This is a genomic window from Plantactinospora sp. CA-290183 (genome assembly GCF_050936375.1).
Taxonomy (GTDB): Bacteria; Actinomycetota; Actinomycetes; order Mycobacteriales; family Micromonosporaceae; genus Plantactinospora.
This window is the reverse complement of record NZ_JBNJMX010000009.1, coordinates 109,615-136,368: the sequence shown is the minus strand read 5'-3', so window position 1 is coordinate 136,368 and position 26,754 is coordinate 109,615. Positions and strand designations below refer to the sequence as shown.

Here is a 26,754-nt window from a genome sequence, read left to right as displayed (position 1 = left end):
GTCTGCCAGGTCTGCCCGCAGCTCCGCCACAAACTTGATGACCTCGGCCGGTGTTGCGTTCTCGCCGAAGCGGCGATCGACGGCTAGAAAGAACAGCGACGAGAGGAAGCGGGGGAAGCCTTCCCAGCCTTCAGCGTCAAGCTGTGCCTGGAGCTGGTCATGCGCCTGGTGGTCCCCCCGAACCAGGGCCCGAACGTATGCTGGCAACTCAGCCTTTATCGTCATCCTTCTGCTTTCTCGGTCGTTGACTCCGGGTGTGGCTCCACACCGCTTTGGCGGCAACGGCGATTGCTCCTGTTGCCATGACGACGGCGGTAACCGGGTTATCTACCTGGGGAGGGCGATCTTGGGATTGAACCGGTTTGGGTGGGGCGGTGCCAGTGGAAGTTGCGCCGGGTGGAGTCTGTTGCTGCCTGAAATAGTTGAAGGTTGCCTTGGCGCCGTTCTCCACCTGCTTGAGTGTGTCCTCAGTATCGCCGGCTCCTTGAACCTGCTTGCGCCAGACCATGTCGGCTTTGCGGCCCCGGCGTTCGGCCTCAGCGACAAGGCGTTCGCCGGATGGCATCTCCGCCTCTGTGTTTTCGGAATCGGAGACAGAGCCGGGAGCGATTCTATTGAGGTAGGTGTTGAGGTGCGCTCTTGCTGTCCCGAGTAACCGGGCAATTTTCGCTGTCTTCTCACCGGCGATGTGGATGTCGTTGATGGCCGCCCGCATCCGCGGATGGTCGCTGCCCTTCGTCGCCTCGGTGTAGCGACCGTGGGCGTGCAGGGCGTCGGCGTTGGCGCGCATAGCGGTGACCGCCGCGGTGGCGAGCTGTTGTCGCACATCCAGGAGCTGGGCCACGACCCGGGCCATATCGTCGCTCATCCGAGGGCTGCGATGTAGGCGTCGGCTTGTGCTGTGGCTGCATCGAAGCGGCGCATTGTCAGCTCAACCTCACGGCCAAGCGACTCGAGGATGGCAAGCCCGGCTCGCGCGTCCTCGTCCTGACTGCTGTGGATCGTGAGCTGCGCGAGCTGTTCGGCGGCTGCGGCCTGTTCGGCTGCCTCTTGAAGCGTTCTCTTGCCGTGTTCGGCGCTGTCGTTGCCGCTGCGGATGGTCGCCTTCACCTCGTCGAGGTTCACCGCGCTGCCTCTGTCTATCCCAGGACGGCGACGTACTCGCGGGCGGCGGCGGAGCTGCCCTGGATGAGGGTGGCTGCCTCGGCCAGGCGCTGCTTGCTCTGCTCTGCTCGGACGATGGCCTCTGCGATCTTGGCGTGGTTGGTGCCCGAGGCCACCATGCGGAGCCGGCTGAGCATCTGTTCCGTGTTCTCGGCGGCGACGCGGATCTGGTTGAGGGTGGTGTTCCCCTGCTCCACGGTCTGCATCAGTGCCGCTTTGACTTCCTCGATGCTGGCCATGCCATCCCTTCCCGGTTGGCTGAACGGGGCGAGGCGTCACCCAGGCTGGCGATGTCTGCCTGCGTGGCCGACCGAACACTATCCGAAGTGGTCAAACCAATGCAGCCCTGTTGTTGGCCTTTGAGGGGATCGACTAACGGCGGACACGGGTTGTTGACTGCGGTGCGCTCGATCTTGGTCCTGTGGAGGTGAACTCCAAGCGGTGTGGACGCCCGCCGCGAAGTGGGCGATGCCTGCCGACCTCGGACTAGTCGCTCCCCGGGTCCTATCCGGTGACGTACACGCCCTTACCCTGATGGCCTTCAAGGAGCCCTTCCGCCTGAAGGATCAGGATGGCCGAGCGGACCGGCTCGGCGGAGACGCCGTAGTGCGCGGTCAGTTCGCGCAGGCTGGGCAGCTTGTCGCCCGGCTTGTACTCGCCTGACGTGATCTTGCTGCGGATGTCCTGCGCGATGCGTTGACGGTCTGAGATGCGGGGCATGGCAACTTCCTGGTAGGCCCCTGCATCCTCTCATGATCAATGAATAACCTCCAAGGCTTGGGCTGGTTTGCATGTTTAGTTCTTGTCCTACCATGCAAAGCATTGTAAGTTGCTTCGCATGGATGCCTGGCAACGGAAGCCTGGTAGGCAACCGGCCCTCCGGTTGGGCGTCCGGACCCGCTGGCGCGGCTGGCTCACGCCAGGTCAGTCGTGCCAGCGGGTCCGCTCCATGTCTGGACTGGACACCGTTCAGTCCGAGATCGGCTCTGCTGTCGTACGTGCTGCTCGTGGCTGCGCGGTGGGGCGGGGCGGCCCTGGTCTGAGCAGGGGGTGCGGAGACCGGGGCCGCCCATTTCACGTCCGGAAGCGCGGGGAAGGGTTGGTGAGGTCGTGGGTGTGCGGCTGCGTCGGCTGTTTCGGGCCGGGCGTGAGGTGTCACGACACGCGGGGACGGCGTACCGGCCGTTGCGGCCGTCGCAGGTGCGCTGCTGGCGGTTCCGGAGGGTCGGCTTCGGCCGGCGTGGGGTGGATCCGGTCGAGGTGGCGGACTTCCTGGAACGGGTGGCGGCCGACCTCGCGCGGGCGTACACCGACGTGGCCAGCGTCCGCGAGCAGAACGCGCGGATCAAGGACGCGCTGCGGCGGTGGCAGTCCCGGCAGGTGCCGGATGCTGGCGAACTGGCCGGCCGCTGATGGCGGATCCGAGCAGGTACGTGCTGCACCTGCCGTTCACCGCGCCGGATACGGCCGAGTCCCGGCAGTACGCCCGGATGCTGGCCCGGTCGATGGGGCGGCTGCCGGAGGTCGACGCGGCCGGGGCGACGGTGTCCGACGAGGACAACCAGGGCGTGCACTCGCAGATCTTCCGCGACCGGCCTCTGGGTGGCGGAGGGCGCTGCGTGCTGCGTGCCGACCATGAGGTGCCGTGCGCGGTCGGGGGAGTCGGCCGGTGACGGGCGGACCGACCGACGGCCGCCGGTGGTGATCTGCCGGTCCTGCGAGGGGCTGACGTTCACCTTCGCCGCCTGCCGGTGCACCAGCGGCGGCGACCGGCTGCTGGTCGACACCGAGGTACGGAACGGGGAGCCGTACCGGGACTGTCAGGTGTGCCAGGGGATCGGCCAGGTGGCGTACCCGTGCGACCACTGCGGCCGGACCGGGCGGCGGCGGGCCCAACTGGTGTTGACCATCGCGAACGTCGACACCGGCGCGGTGGCCTCGGCGAACGTCGTACCCGGGGTGGTGGAGCCGGCGCGGTGGCCCGGCGGTGCCGACTGGCACCTGCCGTTGACACCGCTGCTGCGCGAGCTGGCCGCCACCGTCGGGGCCGGTTCCTGGTACGACGTGCGAGCCACCCCACGGTCGCCGGACGCGCTGGTGATCTTCCTACCCCGGCGGTGGCGGCCCGACCTCTCCGAGTCGACCCGCCGGCGGTGGGAGGCGGAGGCGATCGCCCACCAGCCGAACGGTCCGTGGCACGTCTACCTCGGTCGTACCGCCGAGGAACCGGCCCGTGACCCGGCGGCCGACCTCGGCCGGTTGTGCCGGCTGGGTGACCTGCTCTGCCTGGACCTGGTGGTCGAGGCCCGCCGACGGCGGGCCGACGACGGACTCGGCTGGGACATCCGCTACGAGGTGTCCGGCGGCGAGGTGCCGGCGCAGGCGCGCGGCTGGGCCGACGACCTGCCCGGCGCGGTCGCCGCGACCACGGTCACCGACGCGCTGTACGGGCTCAAGGAGCGGGGTCTCGCCGCCCCCGGTCACTACCTGGCCGTCGGTGAGCGGCGACTCCCCGAGCCACCCACGATCGACCTCGACCAGCTCGAACGGCGAATCGTCGCCGACTGCGCCGACCTGATCACCGGTGCCCGCACGGCCGGCGCGCAGGCGCTCTGGCGCGACGGCCGCTGGTGGCACACCAGCCTGCGGGTCGCCGGTAGCACGGAGACGCTGACCGACCGGGGCACCGGACAGATCGCCACCCGGAGAACCACGATCCTGCGGCGCGGCTGGCAGCCGCCGGCACCGTCGTGGCTCGGCCCACCCATTCCGTACGTCGACTGCCCCGACTGCGATCCGGACAGTCGACTCCGGGCCTGTCCGTGCACACTCGGCGACCGGCGCCCCGAACCCGACTGCCCGGCCTGTGCCGGCGCCGGCCGCAGCCCGAGCTGGCTGCCCTGCCACACCTGCCGGGACACCCGCCGGATCCACCACGGGGCAACCGTCACCGTCACCGACCTGGACAACCGGGCCGTCCACCTGAGTTGGCGGCCCGGCCCGCCGGTGCCGGCACCGCTGGTCGCCACCCAACCCGGCGGCAGGCCGGTGCACCAGCTCCCCGAGCGCTACCGGCTGGCCGGATGCGCCGGCACCTTCGCGGTACGCCCCGACGACCTCACCGAACTCGACGGCGGCGGCCTGCTCGACCCCGACCTCCGGCTCGGTGTCGTCACCCTCGCCCAGGCCGGCGCCGACCCGCGCTCCGAGTACCTCCGGCAGGCCGCCCGGGGGCAACCCGGCGCCCGGCTGCTCGTCGGCGCCGTGCGGCCTGACGTACCGACGTTGGCCGAGCTGGTGCGGCTGGTCCTCGGGCTGCGTCTGGCGGTCACCGTCACCGCCACCGACCACAGCCCCAACCACGGCGACCCCCGGCTCGTCCAGGGCGAGCGCTGGGACGTCACCGTCACCGCCCCCGGCCTGCCGGTCAACCTGGCCGATCCGCCGGCCAAACCCACCCCGGAATCGGCGGTCGCGCTCTGCCTCGAATATCTCGAACTCGCCGTCGCCGGCAGCCTGCCCGACGATCCGACCCGACCGATCCCCGTCCCACAGACCCCGACACCGCTCCGGGTCGACGACCCGGTACCGCTGATCCGGCGGCTTGCCCGGCACCATCCCGGGCAGCCCGTCGCCGCGCACTACGACGGTGTCACCTGCCAGCTCCACCTACGCGACCGCGATACCGTCCGGCACCTCGGCACCGCGGCGACCCGGCGGCATGCCGCCGCCCGCATCGATGGCCGCGCCCGCCGAGTGCTGGAGGAAGCCCGCGCGTGGCGACAACAGGGGCCCTGCTGCCCAGCGCGGTGATGGTGCGGGCGATGCGCGGCGTGCGCGCCGCTGGCCTGCTGGCCTGCTGGCTGCTGCGGGCACGGCCTGGACGACACCCGCGCGCGGCGCTGGAGCACTGATGTCCGCCACCTTCGCGACTGGGCACCGCAGGTGGAGACCTGGTCGAGTGGCCTGCGCCAATGCCGGCGGAACGAATGGACTGGTGCCGCCCGCCGTCGCCGCGCGGCGACCGCGCTGCGGCACCGGATCGAGGCCCGGATCACCGCCGGCACCGGCCGGGTGCTGCGCGAGCCGCTGGTGCGGACCTTCCCGGCGTACGCCTTCGGCCTGCTGCGCCGGGCCGCCGCCGAACGCGGTGAACCGTCACCCCGACTGCTCACCGGCCCCGAACAGGACCTGGTGATCCGGGAACTGCTCGGTGTGGTGGGCGAGGACGGCGAGAGCGGGCCGGCGGAGCAGCCGGACGACCCGATCGGCTGGCCGGAGCACCTGCGCGCGGCGCTGCGTACCCGGGCCTTCGCCGAGCAGCTCCGGGACCTGATGATGCGGGCCGCCGAACGGGGCGTCGGGCCCGTCGAGCTGGCCCGGCTCGGCGAGAAGCTCGGCCGGTCGGACTGGCCCGCCGCCGCCCGCTTCCTCCGGCAGTACGTCGCCGTGCTCGCGCTGCGCGACGCCACCGCCCAGGGCTCGGTCGCGTACGACCCCGCCGAGCTGGTACGCGCCGCCGCCGGGCTGCTCCGGGACGACCGGGCACTGCTGGACGCCGAACGGGACCGGCTCGCCCACGTCTACGTCGACGAGCTGGCCGACACCGACCCCGCCCAGTTGGACCTGCTGGCCCTGGTGGCGGGGGGTGGCAAGCCCCTGGTCGCGTTCGCCGACCCGGACTCCTCGACGTACGGCTTCCGGGGTGCCGACCCGGCGATCGTCGGCGCCTTCCCGCACCGGTTCCGTACCGCCTCCGGGGCGGTCGCCCGGACCCTGCTGCTGCACACCTCGTACCGGAGCGGGCCCGGCCTGCTGGACGCGAGCCGGCGGCTGGCCCGCCGGCTGCGCGGGCCGGTGGCCCACCGCGACCTGCGCCCCCGGCCCGACGTCGAACCGGGCGTCGTCGAGGTACGCACCTTCCGGTCCGGCACCAGCGAGGCGGCCTACCTCGCCCACGCGCTGCGCGCCGCGCACCTGCTCGACGGCGTGCCCTGGTCGCGGATGGCGGTCCTGTTGCGTTCCACCACGCTGCAACTGCCCCCGCTGCAACGCGCACTGCACGCGGCCGGGGTGCCGACCGTGGTGCACGCCGAGGACCTGCCGCTGCACTCCCAGCCGGCGGTCGCCCCGCTGCTGCTGCTCCTGCGCTGTGCGCTGGAGCCGGAACGGTTGGACGAGGAGTCCGCCGTCGCGCTGCTGCACTCGCCGCTGGGCGGCGCCGACCCGCTGGCCGAGCGGCGGCTGCGGCAGGGACTGCGCGCCCTGGCCCTGGCCGGCGGGGACCGGCGCCCCTCCGGCGACCTGCTGGTGGAGGCGTTGCGCGACCCGACGGAGCTGGTCGCGATCGACCGCCGCTGGGCCGCCCCGGCGAAGGCGGTGGCCGCGCTGCTCGCTACCGCCACGGAGGCCGCCGCGACGCCCGGGGCGACCGCCGAGGACGTGCTCTGGGCGGTCTGGCGGGCCAGCGGGCTCGCCGAGCGCTGGTCCGGTGCGCTCGCCCGAGCCCGTACCCCGGCCGGCGCCGGGGACGCCGGGACCCGCTGGCGGGCCGCGGCGGCCGACCGGGACCTCGACGCGATCGTGGTGCTCTTCGACGCGGCGGCCCGGTTCGTCGACCGGCTGCCCGGTGCCCGTACCGAGGTCTTCCTCGACCACGTCCTCGGGCAGCAGCTTCCGGCCGACACGCTCGCCCCGACCGCCGACCGGGGCGAGGCGGTACGCCTGCTCACCGCGCACGCGGCGAAGGGGCTGGAATGGGACCTGGTGGCGGTGGCCGGCGTACAGGAGGGGATCTGGCCGGACCTGCGGCTGCGCGGCAGCCTGCTCGGTTCCGAGCGGCTGGTCGACGTGCTCGCCGGCCGCGCGGACTCGGCCGGCGGGGTGGCCAGCCTGGTCGGGCAGAGTTCGGCGCTGCTCGACGAGGAGCGCCGGCTCTTCTACGTCGCCGCCACCCGGGCCCGCCGTCGACTGCTGGTCAGCGCGGTCGCCTCGGCGGCCGTCGGCGTGGCCGACCAGGAGGAGCAGCCGAGCCGCTTTCTCTACGAGTTGAGCCCGGCGGTGGAGCCGGCGGACGGCGCCGACACCCCGGCTGAGGCGTTAGAAGGGGGCCCTTCCTCTACCGAAAACGATAAGAAGGGGCCCTTCCTTACAGCTGAGGCGCCGGCGTTGCCCGTCGGCCGGCCGCCGCGCGCGCTGACCCTGTCCGCGCTGGTCGCCGAGCTGCGTACCTCGGTCACCGACCCGGCGGCCTCGCCCACCCGGCGCCGCGCGGCGGCGACCGAGCTGGCCCGGCTGGCCGCCGCCGGCGTGCCGGGTGCGCACCCGGACGACTGGTGGGGGCTGCGGCCGCTCTCCGACGACCGGCCGCTGGTCGACGAGGGCGATCCGGTCAAGGTCACCCCGTCGAGCATGGAGAGCGCGCTGCGGTGCAGCCTGCGCTGGCTGCTGGAACGGCACGGCGGTACGGCGCCGGCCAGTTCCGCCCAGGGCGTCGGCAACCTGGTGCACGCCGCCGCCATGCTCGCCGAGGACGCCAGCGTGGACCGGCAGAAGTTGCTGGAGTACGTGACCGCCCGATTCGACGTGATCGACCTGGCCGCCCGCTGGATGGCCGGGCCGGAGCTGCACCGGGCCGAGGCGATGGTCGACAAGTTGCTGCGCTGGCTGGCCGCCAACCCCCGCCGGCTGCTCGCCATCGAGCACGAGTTCGCGGTACGCCTCGACGACCCGAGCCGGCCGATCGACCTGACCGGCCGGGTGGACCGGTTGGAGGTGGACGCCGACGGCCGGCTCGTGGTGATCGACCTCAAGACCGGCAAGTCGACCGCGGTGACGGCCAGCGAGGTCGCGGAGCATCCGCAGCTCGGCGCGTACCAGGCGGCGGTCGAGGCGGGTGCGTTCGCCGAGCTCGGGGTGGAGGCCGAGTCGGGTGGGGCGGCGCTGGTGCAGCTCGGCACCGGCACGAAGGACGCCAAGGAGCAGGTGCAGCCGCCGGCCGGCGAGGGTGAGGAGGCGGGCTGGGCGCGGGCGATGGTGCGCCGTACCGCCGACACCATGGCGGCGGCGACCTTCTCCGCGGTGGCGAACTCGAAGTGCCGGGTCTGCCCGGTGCGGACCAGCTGCCCGATCTCGGGCCAGGGCCGGCAGGTGGTGGAGCCGCCGGCGATGCGGCCACCGGATCCGGAAGGCGGTGCGGACGGGTGACCCAGCCGTCGCTCTTCACCGCCGCCCCGGCGCAGCGGTCCGCCGACGCCGGCCCCCGGTACACCCCGGTCGAGCTGGCCAAGCTGCTCCGGCTGCCCGCCCCGACGGCGGAGCAGGCGGCCATCATCGCCGCCCCGGTCGAACCGCTGCTGGTGGTCGCGGGCGCCGGGTCCGGCAAGACCGAGACGATGGCCGCCCGGGTGGTCTGGCTGGTCGCCAACAACCACGTCCGGCCGGAGCAGATCCTCGGCCTCACCTTCACCCGCAAGGCCGCGGGCGAGCTGGGGGTACGGATCCGCACCCGGCTCGGGCAGCTGGTGCGCCGGCTGGGGCGGGACGGCCGGGATCCGGCGGGTGACCCGCTGGAGGGTGAGCCGACGGTGGCCACCTACCACTCGTACGCGGCCCGGATCGTCACCGAGCACGGCCTGCGGGGCGGCTACGAGCCCTCCACCCGGCTGCTCACCGAGGCGTCCCGGTGGCAGCTCGTCGACCTGCTGGTGCGCAACTACGACGGCGACATGTCCGAGGTCGAGCGGATGCCGAGCACGGTCACCGACGCTGTCCTGGCGCTCGCCGGTGACCTCGCCGAGCACCTGGTCACCCCGGACGAGCTGGCCGGCTGGACGGGGCGGTTCTTCGCCGAGGTGCAGTCCCGGCCGGGCAAGCTCTACGCCGACGTCCGCAAGGCGCTGCACTTCCAGCAGATCCGGTTGAAGCTGCTGCCGCTGGTCCGGGCGTACGAGCAGCGCAAGCAGGACTTCGAGGCGATGGACTTCGGCGACCAGCTGGCCCGGGCGGCGCGGGTGGCCCGGGACCATCCGGAGGTCGGCGCGATCGAGCGGGAGCGCTACCGGGTCGTGCTGCTGGACGAGTACCAGGACACCAGCCATGCCCAGGTGGTGCTCCTCCACTCGCTCTACGGCGGCGGCCACCCGGTGACCGCGGTCGGCGACCCGTGCCAGTCCATCTACGGCTGGCGGGGTGCCAGTGCCGGCACCCTGGACCGGTTCCCCACCGAGTTCGCCCACGCCGGCGGCCGGCCGGCCCAGGTGCGCACCCTGACCACGAGCTGGCGCAACCGGCCGGAGATCCTGGAGATCGCGAACGGGCTGGCCGCGCCGCTGCGCGCCGCCGGGGCGCGGGTCGCCGAGCTGGCCGCCGCGTTCCGGGTGGACGAGGAGATCTCCGGTCGCACCGCCCGGGGCCTGACCGGCGGTACGGTGCACTGCGCGCTGCTGGAGACGTACGCGGGCGAGGCGGCCTGGATCGCGGACAGCGTGCTGGCCGCCTGGCGGGGCGCGGCCCGGATGCCGACCGCGCTGCCCGAGCACATCCCGGTGATCCGGCGCCCCACCACCGCCGTGCTGGTCCGGGTGCGGAGCCAGATTCCGGCGATCGAGGCGGCGCTGCGGGACCGGGGGTTGCCGGTCGAGGTGGTCGGCCTCGGCGGGCTGCTCGACACGCCGGAGGTCCGGGACGTCGTCTGCACGCTGCGGGTGCTCTCCGATCCGACCGACGGCGCGGCGCTGCTCCGGCTGTTGACCGGGGCGCGTTGGCGGATCGGTCCCCGGGATCTGGTCGCGCTGCACCGGCGGGCCACGGCGATCGCCGTGGCCCGCCGGGCGTTGTCCCGTTCCGGGGAGCGGCCGGAGGAGGACGAGCCGGAGATCGTCACCGACCGGCTGGACGAGGCGAGCCTGGTCGAGGCGCTCGCCGACCTCGGCCCGGCGCAGGCGTACTCGGCGGAGGGCTACGCCCGGCTGCGCGCGTACGGCCGGGAGCTGGCCCTGCTCCGGCACCGGCTGGACCAGCCGTTGCCGGACCTGCTCGCGGACGTCGAACGCACGATCGGGCTCGACGTCGAGGTCTCGGTACGGGCCGGCAGCGACGGCCGGGGCGGCGACGCCGGTCTGGCCCGGGGCCACCTGGACGCGCTCGGCGACGTGGCCGCCCGGTTCGCCGGGGACTCCGGCGGCGCCCCACTGCACTCCTTCCTGGCGTTCCTGGCCGCCGCCGAGGACGAGGAGCGGGGTCTCTCGCCCGGCGAGGTGGAGGTGGTCGAGGGTGCCGTGCAGATCCTCACCGCGCACGCCGCCAAGGGGCTGGAGTGGGACGTGGTCGCGGTCGCCGGGCTGAGCCGCGGGATGTGGCCGGGGGCGCCGCGCGGCTCCGACCACTACCTGCTCGGGCTGGGCGTGCTGCCGTTCCCGCTGCGCGGCGACGCGGACGGCCTGCCCGAGCTGGGGCTGGACGAGGCGGAGGACCAGAAGGGGGTGGCCCGGGCGCTGGCCACCTTCACCGACGACTGGCGGGCGCACGACGAGCGGGAGGAGCGCCGGCTGGCGTACGTGGCCGTCACCCGGCCCCGCCGGCTGCTGCTCTGCTCCGGTTACTGGTGGGGGGAGGGGACCAAGCGCCCGCGCGGTCCCTCCCGCTTCCTGACGGAGGTGTACGAGCGGTGCCTGGCCGCGCCGGCCGGTCCGGGTGGCCCTGGCGGGTTCGTGGTGGACGCCTGGGCGCCGGAGCCGGCCGGTGACGCGGTCAACCCGACCACCGAGGTGGTGCTCCGGGCCGAGTGGCCGGCCGACCCGCTGGGTCCCCGTCGGCCCGTGCTGGCCGAGGCCGCCGCCCTGGTACGCCGGTTGATGTCCGAGCCACCGGGCGAGGTCGGGCCGGGCGAGGTCGGGGGCGGGGTCGGGCCGGACGAGGTCCGAGGCGAGGTCGGGGCGGGCGACGGCCGGGCTGGTCCGGACGGCGAGGACTCCGCTCCGCTGCCGAGCGTCGATCCGGAGGGGGACGCGGTCGCGGCGGGCTGGCGGCGGGAGGCGGACCTGCTCCTCGCCGAACGGGACCGGTTCGCCCACCGGTCCGGGCCGGTCGAGGTGGCCCTGCCCGGGCACCTGTCGGTGTCCCAACTGGTGGCGCTGCGCCGCGACCCGCCGGCGCTGGCGCGTGCCCTGCGCCGTCCGATGCCGTCGCGTCCCGAGCCGTACGCCCGCCGGGGCACCGCGTTCCACGCCTGGTTGGAACAGCGGTTCGGTGCCGACCGCCTGCTCGACGTGGACGAGTTGCCGGGCGCGGAGGACTCGGACGCCGCCCCGGACGAGGCGCTGGCCGAGTTGCAGGACCGCTTCCTGGCCAGCGAGTGGGCGCAACGGGCTCCGGTGGAGGCCGAGGTGCCCTTCGCCACAGTGGTGGGTGGCCTGCTGGTGCGGGGCCGGATGGACGCGGTCTTCACCGCCCCGGGTGGACGCTACGACGTGGTCGACTGGAAGACCGGCCGCCGGCCGAGCGGGGCGGAGGCCGAGGCGGCGGCGGTGCAGTTGGCGGCGTACCGGCTGGCGTGGGTGGAGCTGGCCGGGGTACCCGTCGACCGGGTACGGGCCGCCTTCCACTACGTCCGGGAGAACGTTACGGTACGGCCGGCCGACCTGCTCGACGCCGACGGGCTGGCGGCGCTGGTGGCCGGGCTGCCGGAGGCGAGCCAGATTTGATCGCCCGGAAGACTCGGCACGGCGGCCCGGATCGTGGTAGTGTCATCTCGTTGCAGTTTTGGTTCCCAGAGACTCTGTGTGCGCCTGGAGGGATTGTGACCCCAGGCGCTCTTTGTTGTGTCCGGAGCTCTCCGGGCGGGGCGACCAGGACAACAGCGGTCCACGCACAGTGCGTGGGCGACTTTTCGGTCCGCAACACGTGCGGTCCGAGCGTTCCGTCAGGAGACAGAAACACATGGCAATTGGCACCGTGAAGTGGTTCAACGCTGACAAGGGCTTCGGCTTCATCACCCCGGACGGCGGCGGCGCTGACGTCTTCGCCCACTTCTCCGCGATCCAGAGCTCGGGCTACCGCAGCCTGGACGAGAACCAGCGGGTGGAGTTCGAGGTCACCCAGGGCCAGAAGGGCCCGCAGGCGGAGAACATCCGCCCGCTCTGAGACTCTCTCCGGTCGCCGGTTCCGTCCGTGACGTGAACCCCTCCGATCCGAGACTGAGGTCACTCGCGCCACGCCCCATCCGGGTGTGGTGACGCGGCCGGCCCGCGCCTTCGGGCGCGGGCCGGTGCCGCGTATTTTTCCGGTTCGTGCTTGCGACCACCGGCGGTACTGCCGCCGGGGCCAGCGTCACCGGCGGCGACGCCGCCCGGCGCCTTCCTCGACACGCGCCGTCCCGAGGAAGGTTCCGCACTTGACCCGCACCATCAGCTCGTTCGCCGACGCCCCGCTGGCCCGCGGCCTGCACGCCGCGTTGACCGCGAACGGCATCAACGAGCCGTTTCCGATCCAGTCGGCGACGCTGCCCGACGCGCTCGCCGGCCGGGACGTGCTCGGCCGGGGGCGTACGGGCTCCGGCAAGACTCTCGCCTTCGGGCTTCCGCTGCTGTCCCGCACGGCCGGCCGCCGGGCCCGCCCCGGTCGCCCGCTGGCGCTCGTCCTGGTGCCCACCCGTGAACTGGCCCAGCAGGTCACCGAGGCGCTGACCCCGTACGCCCGGGTGGTCGGGCTGCGCTGCGCCACCGTGGTCGGCGGGCTGTCGCTCAACCGGCAGGCCGACGCGCTGCGGGCCGGTGCCGAGGTGGTGGTGGCCACCCCCGGGCGGCTCGCCGACCTGATCAACCGGGGCGACTGCCGGCTCGACGAGGTCGCCGTGACGGTGCTCGACGAGGCCGACCAGATGGCGGACATGGGCTTCCTGCCGCAGGTGACCGACCTGCTGCGCCAGGTGGCGTCGGACGGGCAGCGGATGCTCTTCTCGGCCACTCTGGACCGTGGCGTCGACCGGCTGGTCCGCCGCTTTCTCAGCGATCCGGTGTCGCACTCGGTCGACCCGGGCACCGCCACGGTCACCGCGATGACGCACCACGTACTCCAGCTCGACCTGGGGGACAAGCCGACCGCCACGGCGCAGATCGCGGCCCGGGACGGCCGCGTGATCATGTTCGTGGGTACGAAGCACCGGGCGGACCGGCTGGCCCGGCAACTGCTGGCCAGCGGCGTACGGGCGGCGGCCCTGCACGGCGGGAAGTCGCAACCGCAGCGGACCCGGGTGCTGGAGCAGTTCCGCGCCGGCCAGGTGACCGCCCTGGTGGCGACCGACGTGGCGGCCCGGGGCATCCACGTCGACGGGCTGGACCTGGTGGTGAACGTCGACCCGCCCGCCGAGGCCAAGGACTACCTGCACCGGGGCGGCCGTACGGCCCGGGCCGGCGAGGCGGGCCGGGTGGTCACGCTGGTCCTGCCCGAGCAGCGCTCCGAGGTGGCCCGGCTGATGAGCACCGCCGGAATCCGTCCGGAGACCCTGCGGGTGCGCCCGGGCGACGACGAGCTGGTGCGGGTCACCGGCGCCCGTACCCCGTCCGGCACTCCGGTGCCGGTCGCGGCGCGGACGGTACCGGCCGACAAGCGGGTCGCGTCCGGCGGGCGGAGCCTGGCCGTCGGCCGGCGGACCGGCTCGACCGGCAAGCGGACCGTCCCGGCCGGCGGATCCGTGGTGCCGGTCGGCGCCCCGGGCGAGCCGCTCGCCGCCCGGCCGGCGCACCGCACGGCCGGCCGGCCGCCCCGGCCGCGCCACCCTCGCCGCAGCGCCTGAGCAGTTAGTTCCGACGCCCGCCCTCCGCCGAGTCCTCGGCGGAGGGCGGCGCTGTGACCGGGCTCAGCACGGTCCCGACCGCTCTCCTCCCGACCGGCGCCGGCCGCCCCGGGCCCCGGGCCCCACCTGCCCGGCGCCGGTGGTTCGGATACCCCCGGGGTCATGCCCCGGCCCCGATCGGTCGGCCCAACTATGTCCGTGAATACACCTCATCGCGTCCGATGGGCGACTGTGCTGCCGCCCGGTCCGGGCCATCCTGTCCTGGGATACCAGCGGCCAACGGGGACGGCCGGGGTGGGGGAGGTAGTCATGACCGGGAGCGCCGGTGCGGGGGCGACGCGGGAGATCCTGGTGGTGCTCGGGCTTGCCGGTGGCGGCCTGCTGCTGGCCGTACTGGCCGCCTTCACTCCCTGGTACGGCGAATCCGCCGGGTCGGGCCGGGTCGAGGTGGTCGAGATGCACGCCCCGACCGGTCAGACCGAGGGGGACGAGGTCGTCGCGACCCGCTGACCCGCCGGCCTCCTCGGCGACCCGTGCACGCGGCGGTGACAGCCCTCGGGGGCCGGCGCCGGGGCGCGGGGTGGCCGGCGGCGGCCCGCGCCGGTGACCGGACGCGCTAGGGTCGGTTCGTGGCGGCGGGAAGATCGAGAATTCCAGCGACGAAGTATCCGGTCGAGCGGTTCACCCTCGACAACGGCCTGCGGGTGGTGCTGACACCGGACCGCAGTGCCCCGGTGGTCGGCGTCGCGGTCGTCTACGACGTGGGCATCCGCTCCGAGCCCGAGGGGCGTACCGGCTTTGCCCACCTGTTCGAGCACCTGATGTTCCAGGGCTCGGAGAACCTGGAGAAGCTGGCCCACTTCCGGCACGTGCAGGGCGCCGGGGGAACCTTCAACGGCTCCACCCACCTGGACTACACCGACTACTGGGAGACGTTGCCGAGCAACGCCCTGGAACGCGCGCTGTTCCTGGAGGCGGACCGGATGCGCGGCCCCCGGCTGACCGAGGAGAACCTGCGCAACCAGGTCGACGTGGTCAAGGAGGAGATCCGGGTCAACGTGCTCAACCGGCCGTACGGCGGGTTCCCCTGGTTGAAGCTGCCGCCGGTCATGTTCGACACCTTCCCCAACGCGCACGACGGCTACGGCTCCTTCGACGACCTGTCCAGCGCCAGCATCGCCGACGCGACCGACTTCTTCGACCGCTACTACGCCTGCGGCAACGCCGTACTCGCGGTGAGTGGCGACCTGGACGTGGCGGAGACGACGGAGCTGATCGAGCGGCACTTCGGCGACGTGCCGGCCCGGCCCGCCCCGAACCGTCCCGACTTCGCCGAGCCGGACCTGACCGGCGAGCGCCGCGAGTCGTACAGCGATCCGCTGGCGCCGTTGCCGGCGGTGGCCGCGGCCTGGCGGGTGCCGGACCCGATCGCCGACTTCGCCGGCTACCTGCCGTACGTGGTGCTGGCCGAGGTGCTGACCGACGGCGACGCGTCCCGGCTGGTCGAGCGGCTGGTGCTCCGGGACCGGGCGGTGACCGGCATCGGCGGTTACCTCGGGCTGATGGGTGACCCGTTCGACGTCCGGGACCCCACCGCGATGGTGTTGCAGGCGCACCTGCCGCCGGGCGGGGAGACCGACAAGCTGCTGCGGGTCGTCGACGAGGAGCTGGAGCGACTGGCGACCGACGGTCTGGCCGGCGACGAGCTGGCCCGCACCCAGGCCCGGATGGCCACCCACCTGCTCCGGGAGAACGACGCGGCGCTCGGCCGGGCCCTGCAGATGGCGGTGCTGGAGCAGCAGCGCGGTGAGCCGGGTCTGTTGAACGAGCTGCCCCGGCTGGTCGGCGAGGTGACCGAGGAGCAGGTACGGGCCGCCGCGGCGACCCTGCGCCCGGAGCGCAGGGCCTCGGTCGAGGTCGTACCCGGCGGAGGTGCCCAGTGAGCGTCCGGACCCTGCCCCCGCTGGGGCCGAACCGCCGGCTGAAGCTGCCCAGGGAGGCCGAGCGCACCCTGCCCAACGGCCTGACGGTGATCGCCGTCCGTCGGCCGGCGGTTCCGCTGGTGGAGCTGCGGCTGTGGCTGCCGTTCGGCCGGGCGCACCTGGCCCGGAGCCTGATGCTCTCCCAGACGCTGCTCTCCGGCACCGGGACGATGTCCTCGGTGGAGATCGCCGCCGAGCTGCAGAAGGTGGGTGGCGGGCTCTCCGCCGGGCTCGACCCGGACCGGCTGATGGTCTCCGGCACGGGCCTGGTCACCGGCCTGGACCGGCTGCTGGACCTGCTCGCCGAGGTGCTGACCGGGGCCGCCTATCCGCGGGACGAGGTCGGCACCGAGCGGGCCCGGCTCATCGACGGGATCCGGATGGCGCAGAGCCAGCCGGCCCACCTGGCCCGCAAGGCCCTGCTGAAGCGGATGTACGGCCGGCACCCGTACGCGGTGCAGACGCCGGAGCCGGAGCAGGTCGAGGCGGTACGGCCGGCGCAGTTGCGCGCCCTGCACGCCGAGCGGGTACGCCCGGGCGGCGCGATCCTGCTGCTCGTCGGCGACGTACAGCCGGCGCGGGCCCTCGACGCGGCGGAGCGGGCCCTCGCCGGCTGGAGCGGGGAGGAAGCCCCCGGTGAGCTGCCCCCGGCGCCTCCGCTGGAGTCCGGGCCGCTGCTCCTGGTCGACCGCCCCGGCTCGGTGCAGTCGTCGGTGCGGATGGCCCTGCCGGCGGTGCCGCGCACCCACCCGGACCACGCCGCCCTGCAACTGGCGAACCTCGTCTTCGGCGGCTACTTCTCGTCCCGCTGGGTGGAGAACATCCGCGAGGACAAGGGCTACACGTACGGGCCGCACTCGCTCATCGAGCACTCGGTCGCCGGCTCGGCGCTGGTGGTCGCCGCCGAGGTCGCCACCGAGGTGACCGGCCCGGCGATGCTGGAGACGATCTACGAGCTGGGTCGGCTGGCGTCGCTGCCGCCGAAGGAGGACGAGCTGGAGCAGGCCCGGCAGTATGCCCTCGGCACGCTCCAGCTGGGCATCTCGACCCAGGCCGGGCTGGCCGCGGTGGCCAGCGGGTACGCCGGTTCCGGGCTGCGCCTGGACTTCCTCGCCGAGCACGCCGCCCGGCTGGCGAAGGCGACCCGCGAGGACGTGGCCGCGGCGGCGGCCAGCTACCTGGCACCGGCCCGGGCGGTCACCGTGGTGCTCGGCGACGCCGCCGCGATCGAGGGGCCGCTGTCGGTGCTGGGACCGGTGCGGACCGAGGCCGTGGGGTCGTGACGGCGGAGCATCCACCGCTGGCCCGGTCGACCCTGGACCGCGCCGCGCACCGGCGTACCGACCAGGGCTGGCTGGCGGAGGCCTGGAGCCGGTCCCGGGTGCTGGTGGTGGACGTGGCGGCCGGTGGGTGGGCCCTGGCCGGCGGTCCGGCGGAGCGGCCGGAGCTGGTGCTGCTCGGCCCGGAGGACGTCGTGGACGCCGATCCGTCGGCGCGGTTGTTCCTCGGGATCGAGCCGGACGGGGTGCCGGTGTTCGCCGTCGCCGCGCCGCTGCCAGCGGTGCCGCAGGCCCGGTCGGTGAACCTGCGGGAGGTCGGGCACCTGCTGCCCGACCGGGACGCCGGGATCTTCACCACCGCGGTCGCGCTCGGGAACTGGCACGCGCGGCATCCGTACTCCTCGGTCACCGGCCGGCCCACGGCGGTGGGTGACGCGGGGTGGTCCCGGGCGGACGAGGCGGGGCAGCAGCTCTGGCCCCGGACCGATCCGGCGATGATCGTGCTGCTGCACGACGGCGCGCCGGGCCCGGACGGGCGCTGCCTGCTCGGCAACAACGCGGCGTGGCGTCCTGCCGGGGGCGTGCGCCGGTATTCCTGTCTCGCCGGTTACGTCGAGCCGGGTGAGTCCGCCGAGGACGCGGTGCTCCGGGAGGTCGCCGAGGAGGTCGGTCTGGTCCCGCACGGTGTCGAGTACGTGGCCAGCCAGGCGTGGCCGTTTCCGGGCTCGCTGATGCTGGGCTTCTTCGCCCGCGCGGAGCCGGAACGGGCGCTGCGGCTGGACCCGGCCGAGATCGCGCACGCCGGGTGGTTCACCCGGCGGCAGGTCGCGGCGGTGCTGGCGGGGGAGCCGGTCGACGCGGGCGACGGGTTGCGGGTGGGACTGCCGAATCCGTCCTCGATCGCGCTGTTCCTGGTGAACCGCTGGCTCGACTTCGGCGCGCCCCAGGCATGATCTTGGCCCGCGACCGCCGTTGCCGCGACGATCACGGGCCAAGATCATAGGCCGTCGTGGCCGGGAGGCACATGGTGCGCGGCGGGGGAGCCGTCCGGCCGACGACGGTCGGCTAGGTGAAGCGGGACCGGTTGTCGGGGTCGAGCGGGCCGCCGGGGCGTGGTGCGGGCCACGCGTGCCGCTGCTCGTTGTGGAAGCGGCGGTCGGGCTCGCCCACCGGCAGGACCTTGACCCGTTGCCGCCCCGAGCGGACCGCGCCGACCGAGGAGAGGGCCCGGGCCAGCAGCAGTGCGGCATCGCGGTCCTCGGCCCGGACGGTCTGCCGGCGGTGCTCGGGTGCGGCCTGTTCGTCGCGGAGGCACTCCCCATGCGCCCAGGCGGCGGCCACTTCGTCATCAGCGGCGGCACGGATGTCCGTGCGAACGACTAGAAACCGCATGGGTGTCTCCGGTGAACGGTGACGGATGATGATCCTGCAGTTACTAAGTGAAGCCGTGACGTGGAACTTCCACGCATCCCTCTTGGCTATGGTCACGCATCCCGGCCTGCTCGGCAAGTGAAACGCGCCGATTGGACCCGCCCCTCGTCCGATCAGGTGACGCAGCTCAGGGCGGGGGCGGGGTGCAGCGCCCGGCCCGGGGACCGCGGTCGGCTCACTGCTCGGTCAGCCGGCCGGACCGGCGGCTGCGCTGGACCGGCGGCAGCGCCCCGCCCCGGGCCGCCCGGCCGTTCCCGTCCGAGCCGGCGGCGCGTTGTCCCGCCGTCTCGGTCAGCCACTCCAGGGTTTCCGCCGGGCTCATCGCCGCCGCCTGGAGCCATTCGAAGACCATTGAGTACCGACGGATCTCGCCCTGCTCGGTGAGCATCAGGTTGGTGGACATCCCCTCCACGGCGAGCGTCTCCGGGTCCTGTGGTTCGGCGAAGCGGTAGAGCGAGAACGCGGTGTGCGGCAGGTACCAGTCCGCGATGATCGTCTCGCCGGGCAGCACCTGGAGGGTCACGTTCGGCAGTGCCGCGAGCTTGCGCAGCTGGGCGAGCTGGGCGCGCAGCACCTCCCGTGGACCGGCCCGGACGCCGAGCGCCGCCTCCTCGATCACGGCCGAGTACGCCGGTGGCTCGGTCTCCCGGGTCAGCAGCGACTGCCGGGCCAGCCGGGCCGCCACCTCGGCCTCGGTCACCTCGGTTTCGGCGTTCTCGGCGTCGGCGTTCTCGGGGTCCGTCAGCAACTGCCGGGAGGAGAGGATCCGGACCCGGGCGTACGCCTCGGTCTGCAGCAGGCCGGGAACGATGACCGGGCTGTACTCCCGGATCTCCGCGCAGCCGGCCTCCAGCTCGGCGTACCCGCGCTGGGCCGAGGTCATCACCGGGTACGAGCGCAGCCAGCCCCGGATGTCCGCGGCCTCGCCGGTGATGGCGACCAGCTCGTCGCGTTGGGCGCCGGTGACCTGGTAGAGGTCCAGCAGGTCGAGCACGTCGCGCAGGTCTGGCCGGCTGCGGCCGTTCTCCAGCCGGGACAGCTTGGAGGCCGAGGCCCAGCCGATCGCCTCGATGACCTGGTCGCCGGTGAGCCTGGCGGCTTCGCGGAGGCGGCGCAGCTCGGTGCCGAGCCTGCGACGCCGCAGGATCGGGCTCGGAGAAGAGGGCACTGGATTCTCACTCTCGATCGCGTCGGGCCCGTTGTCGAGCCAGGTGTGGACCGTCCGGATGTGCCCCCCGCCGGTCAGTATGCCGCGCACCGTACACCGGGCGCTGCCGAATAGTGACGGCGTGTCGAAATACCCGACGCGGCGGACCCGCTCCGGGACCGCCGCGCGGAGAATCCACGTCGGTGGATATCTGTCATCTCCGGCGGCCGGTCGTCGGCCGTCCACCCTCGACGACGCCACCGCTGCGGCACCCCGGGCGGGCACCCCGCCGACCCGCCGTCACCCCGAAGGGACCCCCCCGATGCGTACGATGCTGCGTCGTCCCGACTTCCGGCTGCTCTTCGCCGGTCTCGTCTTCAGCATGACGGCCGAGTCGATCATGCTGTTGGCGCTGGCCGTCTGGGTCAAGGACCTGACCGGGTCGGACGGCCTGGCCGGGGCCACCATCTTCGCCATGGTCGCGCCGATGGCGCTCGCCCCGATCGTCGGCTGGGTGGTGGACCGCTTCCGGCGCCGCCCGTTCTTCGTCGCGGCGAACCTCGGCACCGCGCTCGTCCTCACGCCGCTGTTCGCGGTCCGGGACCGGGACGACGTCTGGATCATCTACGTGGTCGGCGCCCTCTACGGGCTCTCCTACGTCGCGCTCCGGGCCACCCTGAACGGGCTGCTCAAACAGATCGTCCCGGAACGGCTGACGGCCGAGGCCAACGGTGTCCTGCAGACCGTCAAGCAGGGACTGCGCCTGGTCGGCCCGCTGGCCGGCGCGGCCCTCTACACCGGTGCCGGCGGATGGACCCTGGCCACCGCCGGCGTGCTCGGGTTCGTGGCCGCCGCCGTCGCGGTCAGTGCCCTGCGGGTCACGGAGACCCGCCCGGAGCCGATCCGGCTGCGCTGGATGACCGAGGTCGGCGCCGGACTGCGGCACATGCTGGCGGAGACGGCCCTGCGCCGGGCGGTCCTCGGTACCGCCATGGCGGTCCTGGTGATGGGCTTCAGCGAGTCGCTGATCTTCGCGTACGTCGACCAGGGGCTGGGCCGGGACCCGGCGTTCGTCGGTGTGCTGGTGACCGTACAGGGGATCGGTGGGCTGGTCGGCGGCCTGCTGTCGGCCGCGGTGGTGGGCCGGCTCGGCGAGGTGGCCGCGCTCGCCACCGGAGTGCTGATCTTCGCCCCCGGCGCGCTGCTGCTGGCCTTCCCGGCGCTGTGGCTGGCCATGGCGGCGCTGGTGCTGCTCGGCCTCGGCCTACCGATCATGTTCGTCGGCCTGACCACGCTGATCCAGCGCCGGACCCCGGCGCCGCTGCTGGGCCGGGTCGCCGCGGCGGCCGAGGCGGTGATCAACGGGCCTCAGGCGATCTCCATCGCCACCGGCGCGGTACTGGTCGGGGTGGTCGACTACCGGCTGCTCTTCGCGGTGGTGGCGGTGGTGACGACCGGGGCGGCCGGCTACCTCTGGGCCGGCCGCCGGCTCTCGCCGCCGCTGGCCCCGTCGAGCACCCGGTGCCGCCGGTGCCGGAGGCCGCGCGCCCCGATCCGGCCCTGCCCCGCAGCGGGCGGTAGGAAGGGCCCCTTCCTAACGCCCGGAAGGGGCCCTGCTCCCGCTTCGGCGCGTCGGTTCAGCTCCCGGCGAGGGCGGCCAGGTGCTTCTTGACCTCGACGATCGACGGGTTGGTCAGGGTGGTGCCGTCGTCGAACCGGATGGTCGGCACGGTCTGGTTGCCGCCGTTGACGCTCTGCACGTACTCCGCGGCCGCCGGGTCGTGCTCGATGTCCACCACCTGGTAGCCGATGCCCTCCCGGTCGAACTGCGACTTCAACCGGTGGCAGTAGCCGCACCAGGACGTGGAATACATCGTCAACATCGTCGGGACCTCCGCGGTACTCGTGTCGTCGGAACCAGGCCCGACCGGCGGGCGCCGGCCGGACAGCGGACCGACGGGCTGTCGATCACACAGGCTAAAGGTGCAACGTCGGCCGGGGCTGCCATGATTCCTACCTGTGGCGGCTGACTCAAGCGTGGAACGGATCCTGGCCGGGCTCGATCCGGAGCAGCGCACCGCGGTGACGGCGCCGGCCGGGCCGGTCTGCATCCTGGCGGGTGCGGGGACCGGCAAGACCCGCGCGATCACCCACCGGATCGCGTACCGGGTGTTGAGCGGCGAGGTCGCCGCCCGGCACGTCCTCGCGGTCACCTTCACCGCCCGGGCCGCCGCCGAGCTGCGGGCCCGGCTTGGCGCGCTCGGTGTGCCCGGGGTGCAGGCCCGGACCTTCCACGGCGCGGCCCTGCGCCAGGTCCGGTACTTCGCCCCCCGGCTGCTCAGCGGCCGGGAGATGCCGGAGCTGCTGGACAGCAAGGTCCGGCTGGTCACCCTGGCGGCCGCCAAGGCCGGGCTGCGCACCGACCGGGCCGCCGCGCGGGACCTGGCCGGCGAGATCGAGTGGGCCAAGTCCTCCCTGGTCGAGCCCGGGGAGTACGTGGTGGCGGCGGCCAAGGCGCTGCGCGACACGCCGCACGACCCGGCCAGGGTCGCCGAGGTCTTCGCCGGCTACGAGACGATCAAGCGAGCCAACGGTGTGATCGACTTCGAGGACATGCTCCGCGCGGCGGTGTGGGGGATCGAGGAGCACCCGGACGTCGCCGAGCAGGTACGCGCCCAGTACCGGCACTTCGTCGTCGACGAGTACCAGGACGTCAACCCGCTCCAGCAGCGGTTGCTCGACACCTGGCTGGGCGGGCGGGACGACCTGACCGTGGTCGGCGACGCCAGTCAGACGATCTACTCGTTCACCGGGGCGAGCTCGGCCCACCTGGTCGACTTTCCCCGGCAGCGCCGGGGGGCGGTGGTGGTGCGGCTGGTCCGCGACTACCGCTCCACCCCCCAGGTGGTCGGCCTGGCCAACGCCGTGATCCAGCAGGCGCGCGGCACCGAGGCGCGGCTGCGCCTGGAACTGGTCGGGCAGCGTCCCCCGGGGCCCGAACCGGATCTGCGGATCTTCGCCGACGAGCCGGCCGAGGCCGCCGCGGTGGCGGCCCGCTGCCGGCAGCTGATCGCCGCCGGTACGCCGGCCCGGGAGATCGCGGTCCTGTTCCGGACCAACGCGCAGTCCGAGGCGTACGAGAAGGCGCTCGCGGAGGCGGAGGTGCCGTACCAGGTCCAGGGCGCGGACCGGTTCTTCGAGCGGACCGAGGTCCGGCAGGCGGTGGTGGCGCTGCGGGCCGCGACCCGCTCGACGCCGGGGGAGACCCCGCTGGTCCCGGCCGTGGTCGAGGCGCTGACCGCGGTCGGCTGGGCCCCGGACCAGCCCCCGCCCGGTGGTGCCGCCCGGGAGCGGTGGGAGGCCCTCGCCGCGCTGGTCCAGCTCGCCGAGGAGTACGCCGCGACGCCGACTGTGCTGCCCATCGGCGAGGCGGCCAGCGTGGAGCGCCCCGCCTCGCTGGCGGACTTCTGCGCCGAACTGGTCCGGCGGGCGGCCGCACAGCACGTACCGACGGTCGACGGGGTGACGCTCGCCTCGCTGCACTCGGCCAAGGGGCTGGAGTGGGACGCCGTGTTCCTGGTCGGGCTCTCCGACGGGACCCTGCCGACCGGCTACGCGAAGACCACCGAGCAGGTCGAGGAGGAGCGCCGACTGCTCTACGTCGGGGTGACCCGGGCCCGGGAGTGGCTCTGGCTGTCGTACGCCTCGGCCCGTTCGCCCGGCGGCCGGCCCCGGCGGCCGTGCCGGTTCCTGCCGCAGTTCGACCGCTCCGGCGGCGGACGGTCGGCGGACGCTCCGGCCGGCGGTCGGAAATCCGACCGTCGGCGCTCCCAGGTGGTCTCCTGCCGGATCTGCGGGGCGACCCTGCTGGCCGGCGCGGATCGGAAGCTGGGGCGCTGCGCCGACTGCCCGTCCGACCTCGACGAGGAACTTCTGGGCCGGCTGCGGGACTGGCGGGCCCGGGTCGCGGGGGTGCAGAAGGTCCCCGCGTACGTGGTCTTCACCGACGCGACCCTGGTGGCGCTGGCTGAGCGGAGGCCGGCCAGCACCGCGGAACTGCTGGCCATCGCCGGGATCGGCCCCCGCAAACTCGGCCTGTACGGCGACGCCGTGCTCGCGCTGGTCAATGGCACCGGCGTCGACGAGGTGGTCCCGGCCGGAGACGCGGCGTAGTCCCCGGCGGGCCCGCCGGCGGAGGGTCGAACGACCGGCGGAGCGGCCGCGAAAAAAACTTTGGTGACAGGGGCGATAAATCGTTTGCCCCCGCCCCTTCGTGAGGAATAGCCTCATGGCACACCTCGCGAGCGGCGCTCTTCAGGCTGTTCGGAGGGGGTGTTGAGACCATGTTGGTGACGAGTGAGAGTCAGGAGGTGACCCCCGTGGAGACCTATGTGATCCAGCGACCGTGGGCGCTGCCTGCTGCCCTCGCTCCGATGTCGGAGGTCCGTTGCATCCTGGCCCTCCACACCCCGCAGCGTGCGCGGGTGCACCAGGTCCTGACCCAGGCCGAACTGGTTCAGGCCCCGGCGTCCGTCGAGCGTCAAGGGACCAATGGATCCACGGGCAATGGCGTCCTCTTCGCTGCTAAGCGGATGGATGTCAGCGGTGTTCCACCTCGAGGTAGACCGGTCTAAAACAGACCAGCCGGCTCACCTCGAGGCCGCGGAACCCGCATACCGGGATCCGCGGCCTTAGTTTTTTCCGCACTGCCGTAGCACGTCGGAACGCGATCTACGAGATCGAAGCGCGAGAGAGAGGTGACCGGGCGATGAGTCTGGCGTTGGCCCCGCTCGACATCAACGTCGAGTTCGAGGCGAACCTGCCCTGCCGGAAGTTCGACCCCGACCTGTGGTTCGCCGACTCGCCTGCCGAGCTGGAGCTGGCCAAGTCGCTCTGCGGGGACTGCCCGCTGCGCGTCGAGTGCCTCGCCGGTGCGGTGGAGCGGGCCGAGCCGTGGGGCGTCTGGGGCGGCGAGATCTTCGAGCGTGGCGCGGTGGTTCCGCGCAAGCGGCCCCGTGGCCGCCCGCGCAAGGAGGACGTCGCCCGGGACGCGGCGCTGCGGGTCGAGGCGCAGGCGCGGTTGGCGGCCAATGGGCTCGCCGAGTCGCGCAGCGCGGTCCGGTTGGCGGCCTGACATGAACCCGATCCGTCCGTCCGCCGGTCTGTTGCCGGCACCGAAGACCACGGCGTTCGCCGTGACCAGAGCGACCACCGCGATGCCCGCCCCGAACGGAGTTATCAAGATGCAACTCATCCACGAAGCGTTGTCAAGGGCTCGAATGCGACTGCCTCAGGCCGGTCGTAGCACCACGAGCACTGAGGCAACCCGATCCGCCCGCATGATCGCGCTGGAGGCCCACCGTCGGGCCGCGCGCGAACTGGGCACCCTGTAACCCACCGGTAAGGAAGGGCCCCTTCTTATCGCTTTTTGCATAGGAAGGGGCCCTTCCTAACCCCTGAACTCAGGAGACCGGCGCGAAGCCGGGCAGCCAGCGCTGCACGATGCCCCGGTACGGCGCCTTTGCCTCCAGCTGGCAGAGCACACCGATCGAGCCGAGGGTCACCCGGTGGATCAGCAGGTACGACGGCGGCAGGTTGAGCTGCCGGCTGAGCTGGTACGCCGGGGATCTCGGGTTGGCCAGTCGGGCCGCCTCGACCCGCAGCCACGCCCGGGTGAACCGGAACTCCTCGACCGAGAGCGGCTGCAGGATCGGCATCAGGAAGTCGAGGACCGCCTGGGCGTCGATCGGTTCGTCGGCCCGGATGAAGCCCTCCTCCCGCAGGCCGGCGACCACCGCGTCGGCGTCCCCGGCCAGGGCCAGCCGGACGAGCCGGCCGATCGGTTCCGGGTGCCCGCCGGGCAGCCGGGCCACCGCCCCGAAGTCGATCACCCCGAGCCGCCCGTCCGGCAGCAGTCGGAAGTTGCCCGGGTGCGGGTCGGCGTGCAACAGCCCGGCGCGCATCGGGGCCGAGAAGTGCAGGGTGGCCATCAGCCGGCCGGCCTGGTCGCGCTCGCTCTCGGTACCGGACTCGATGATCTGGGACATCGGGATGCCCTCGACCCAGTCGGTGACCAGGACCCGGGGGGCGGCGGCGACCACGCCCGGCACGAAGATCTCCGGGTCGTCGGCGTACGCGGCGGCGAACACCCGCTGCGACTCCGCCTCCAGCTCGTAGTCCAGCTCCTCGCTGATCCGGTCGCGGAGCTCGGCGAGCAGCGGTTTGATGTCGAGGCCCGGCTGGATGGCCCGGAACATGGCCCCGAGCCGGGAGAGCTGTTTCAGGTCGGAGAGCAGGGCCGGACCGGCGCCCGGGTACTGCACCTTGACCGCGACCGGCCGCCCGGTCGGGGCCGCCGCCACGGCGGTGCCCGCCCGGCCGCCGCGGGCCGCCGCCGTCCGGCCGGTGCGTCGCCGTCCGGTCGGGGCCTCGGGTTCGACCTTCCAGATCGCCCGGTGCACCTGTCCGATGCTCGCCGCCGCGGCCGGTTTGTCGTCGAATTCGAGGAAGTACGACCGCCAGTCCGGTCCGAGCTGCTCGGCGAGCACCTTGTGCACGCTCGCCACCGGCAGCGGCGGAGCCGACTCCTGGAGTTTGGTGAGCGCCTGCCGGTACGGCGCGGCTATCTCGTCCGGCAGGGCCGCCTCGAAGACGGACAGCGCCTGCCCGAACTTCATCGCACCGCCCTTGAGCTGCCCCAGCACGCTGAAGAGCTGCTCGGCGGTGCGTTGCTGGATCTCGTTCGAGATCACGTCGGAGGCCAGCCCGGTGACCCGTTTGCCGACGCCGAGGACGGTCCGCCCAGCGAAGCCGAGCGGCAGGGCGGCGAGCTTGGCGGTCCGGGACACGGCCCAGCGCGGGATGTCGGTCACCAGATCATTGTTACCGACGCGGGGCGGTCACCGCCGCCGTCACCGGGTGGCCCGGACCACGTGACGGCGCTGGTGGGGCACGTTT

The 26,754-nt window shown here is 73.4% G+C and carries 21 protein-coding genes and 3 pseudogenes; 15 read left to right on the top strand and 9 right to left on the bottom strand.

The window, feature by feature from the left end:
- From ACQEUR_RS17110 to ACQEUR_RS17090, 5 genes and pseudogenes are all read right to left on the bottom strand, one after another.
- Positions 1-225 (bottom strand): annotated as a pseudogene (locus tag ACQEUR_RS17110) (hypothetical protein); the annotation flags it as partial.
- Positions 209-868, bottom strand: a complete 660-nt coding sequence (locus ACQEUR_RS17105) for a hypothetical protein (RefSeq protein WP_433031708.1) — start codon at positions 866-868, stop codon at positions 209-211. The pseudogene ACQEUR_RS17110 and the gene ACQEUR_RS17105, both read right to left, overlap by 17 nt.
- Positions 865-1,125: a hypothetical protein gene (locus tag ACQEUR_RS17100; protein WP_433031705.1), complete on the bottom strand. Its 261-nt coding sequence runs from the start codon at positions 1,123-1,125 to the stop codon at positions 865-867. Before ACQEUR_RS17100 ends, ACQEUR_RS17105 begins: the two co-directional genes overlap by 4 nt.
- Before the next feature lie 14 nt (positions 1,126-1,139).
- On the bottom strand, positions 1,140-1,403 hold the full coding sequence (locus tag ACQEUR_RS17095; RefSeq protein WP_433031702.1) for a hypothetical protein: 264 nt from the start codon (positions 1,401-1,403) through the stop codon (positions 1,140-1,142).
- A gap of 265 nt (positions 1,404-1,668) precedes the next feature.
- Complete coding sequence (locus ACQEUR_RS17090) at positions 1,669-1,884, bottom strand: winged helix-turn-helix domain-containing protein (RefSeq protein WP_433031699.1); 216 nt, start codon at positions 1,882-1,884, stop codon at positions 1,669-1,671.
- Between the two features lie 402 nt (positions 1,885-2,286).
- Here ACQEUR_RS17090 and ACQEUR_RS17085 point away from each other — a divergent pair, with 402 nt between their 5' ends.
- The 12 genes and pseudogenes from ACQEUR_RS17085 to nudC all read left to right on the top strand — a co-directional run bounded on the left by ACQEUR_RS17085 (position 2,287) and on the right by nudC (position 18,172).
- Positions 2,287-2,577: a DivIVA domain-containing protein gene (locus ACQEUR_RS17085; protein ID WP_433031739.1), complete on the top strand. Its 291-nt coding sequence runs from the start codon at positions 2,287-2,289 to the stop codon at positions 2,575-2,577.
- Positions 2,577-2,837, top strand: a complete 261-nt coding sequence (locus ACQEUR_RS17080) for a hypothetical protein (RefSeq protein ID WP_433031696.1) — start codon at positions 2,577-2,579, stop codon at positions 2,835-2,837. The genes ACQEUR_RS17085 and ACQEUR_RS17080 overlap by 1 nt, the downstream gene beginning before the upstream one ends.
- Before the next feature lie 28 nt (positions 2,838-2,865).
- Positions 2,866-4,977, top strand: coding sequence for a hypothetical protein (locus ACQEUR_RS17075; RefSeq protein ID WP_433031693.1), 2,112 nt, complete (start codon positions 2,866-2,868; stop codon positions 4,975-4,977).
- Entirely contained in the window at positions 4,941-5,078 is a 138-nt protein-coding gene (locus ACQEUR_RS17070; protein WP_433031690.1) for a hypothetical protein, read from the top strand. The genes ACQEUR_RS17075 and ACQEUR_RS17070 overlap by 37 nt, the downstream gene beginning before the upstream one ends.
- A gap of 97 nt (positions 5,079-5,175) precedes the next feature.
- A pseudogene (locus ACQEUR_RS17065) lies at positions 5,176-8,370 on the top strand (ATP-dependent helicase); the annotation flags it as partial.
- Positions 8,367-11,867 (top strand): ATP-dependent helicase, encoded by a 3,501-nt coding sequence (locus ACQEUR_RS17060; protein WP_433031687.1) that lies wholly within the window; start codon positions 8,367-8,369, stop codon positions 11,865-11,867. The pseudogene ACQEUR_RS17065 and the gene ACQEUR_RS17060, both read left to right, overlap by 4 nt.
- A gap of 235 nt (positions 11,868-12,102) precedes the next feature.
- Complete coding sequence (gene cspE, locus ACQEUR_RS17055; RefSeq protein ID WP_007464836.1) at positions 12,103-12,306, top strand: transcription antiterminator/RNA stability regulator CspE; 204 nt, start codon at positions 12,103-12,105, stop codon at positions 12,304-12,306.
- Positions 12,307-12,556: 250 nt separating this feature from the next.
- A pseudogene (locus ACQEUR_RS17050) lies at positions 12,557-13,965 on the top strand (DEAD/DEAH box helicase).
- A 301-nt stretch (positions 13,966-14,266) separates the two neighbouring features.
- Positions 14,267-14,467, top strand: a complete 201-nt coding sequence (locus ACQEUR_RS17045; protein WP_433031683.1) for a hypothetical protein — start codon at positions 14,267-14,269, stop codon at positions 14,465-14,467.
- Positions 14,468-14,586: 119 nt separating this feature from the next.
- A complete protein-coding gene (locus ACQEUR_RS17040; RefSeq protein WP_433031680.1) occupies positions 14,587-15,900 on the top strand; it encodes a M16 family metallopeptidase in 1,314 nt (437 codons plus the stop codon).
- Entirely contained in the window at positions 15,897-17,222 is a 1,326-nt protein-coding gene (locus ACQEUR_RS17035) for a M16 family metallopeptidase (protein WP_433031677.1), read from the top strand. The genes ACQEUR_RS17040 and ACQEUR_RS17035 overlap by 4 nt, the downstream gene beginning before the upstream one ends.
- Complete coding sequence (nudC, locus tag ACQEUR_RS17030) at positions 17,219-18,172, top strand: NAD(+) diphosphatase (protein WP_433031674.1); 954 nt, start codon at positions 17,219-17,221, stop codon at positions 18,170-18,172. Before ACQEUR_RS17035 ends, nudC begins: the two co-directional genes overlap by 4 nt.
- Positions 18,173-18,284: 112 nt before the next feature.
- On the opposite strand, the gene ACQEUR_RS17025 is transcribed toward nudC, so the two are convergent.
- Together ACQEUR_RS17025 and ACQEUR_RS17020 are read right to left on the bottom strand one after the other, a co-directional pair.
- Positions 18,285-18,611 (bottom strand): hypothetical protein, encoded by a 327-nt coding sequence (locus ACQEUR_RS17025; RefSeq protein ID WP_433031672.1) that lies wholly within the window; start codon positions 18,609-18,611, stop codon positions 18,285-18,287.
- A gap of 214 nt (positions 18,612-18,825) precedes the next feature.
- Positions 18,826-19,818, bottom strand: coding sequence for a helix-turn-helix domain-containing protein (locus ACQEUR_RS17020; RefSeq protein ID WP_433031669.1), 993 nt, complete (start codon positions 19,816-19,818; stop codon positions 18,826-18,828).
- A 301-nt stretch (positions 19,819-20,119) separates the two neighbouring features.
- Here ACQEUR_RS17020 and ACQEUR_RS17015 point away from each other — a divergent pair, with 301 nt between their 5' ends.
- Positions 20,120-21,469, top strand: coding sequence for an MFS transporter (locus ACQEUR_RS17015; RefSeq protein ID WP_433031667.1), 1,350 nt, complete (start codon positions 20,120-20,122; stop codon positions 21,467-21,469).
- Here the strand turns inward: ACQEUR_RS17015 and ACQEUR_RS17010 are convergent.
- A complete protein-coding gene (locus tag ACQEUR_RS17010; RefSeq protein ID WP_433031664.1) occupies positions 21,435-21,680 on the bottom strand; it encodes a mycoredoxin in 246 nt (81 codons plus the stop codon). The genes ACQEUR_RS17015 and ACQEUR_RS17010 overlap by 35 nt on opposite strands.
- Positions 21,681-21,816: 136 nt before the next feature.
- On the opposite strand from ACQEUR_RS17010, the gene ACQEUR_RS17005 reads away from it, so the two are divergent.
- Together ACQEUR_RS17005 and ACQEUR_RS17000 are read left to right on the top strand one after the other, a co-directional pair.
- A complete protein-coding gene (locus tag ACQEUR_RS17005; protein WP_433031661.1) occupies positions 21,817-23,970 on the top strand; it encodes an ATP-dependent DNA helicase UvrD2 in 2,154 nt (717 codons plus the stop codon).
- 595 nt (positions 23,971-24,565) lie between these two features.
- The gene (locus tag ACQEUR_RS17000) at positions 24,566-24,931 is read left to right on the top strand and encodes a WhiB family transcriptional regulator (RefSeq protein WP_433031658.1); all 366 of its coding nucleotides are present in this window, start codon (positions 24,566-24,568) and stop codon (positions 24,929-24,931) included.
- A gap of 328 nt (positions 24,932-25,259) precedes the next feature.
- On the opposite strand, the gene ACQEUR_RS16995 is transcribed toward ACQEUR_RS17000, so the two are convergent.
- The gene (locus ACQEUR_RS16995; protein ID WP_433031655.1) at positions 25,260-26,669 is read right to left on the bottom strand and encodes an ABC1 kinase family protein; all 1,410 of its coding nucleotides are present in this window, start codon (positions 26,667-26,669) and stop codon (positions 25,260-25,262) included.
- Positions 26,670-26,754: the final 85 nt, after the last annotated feature.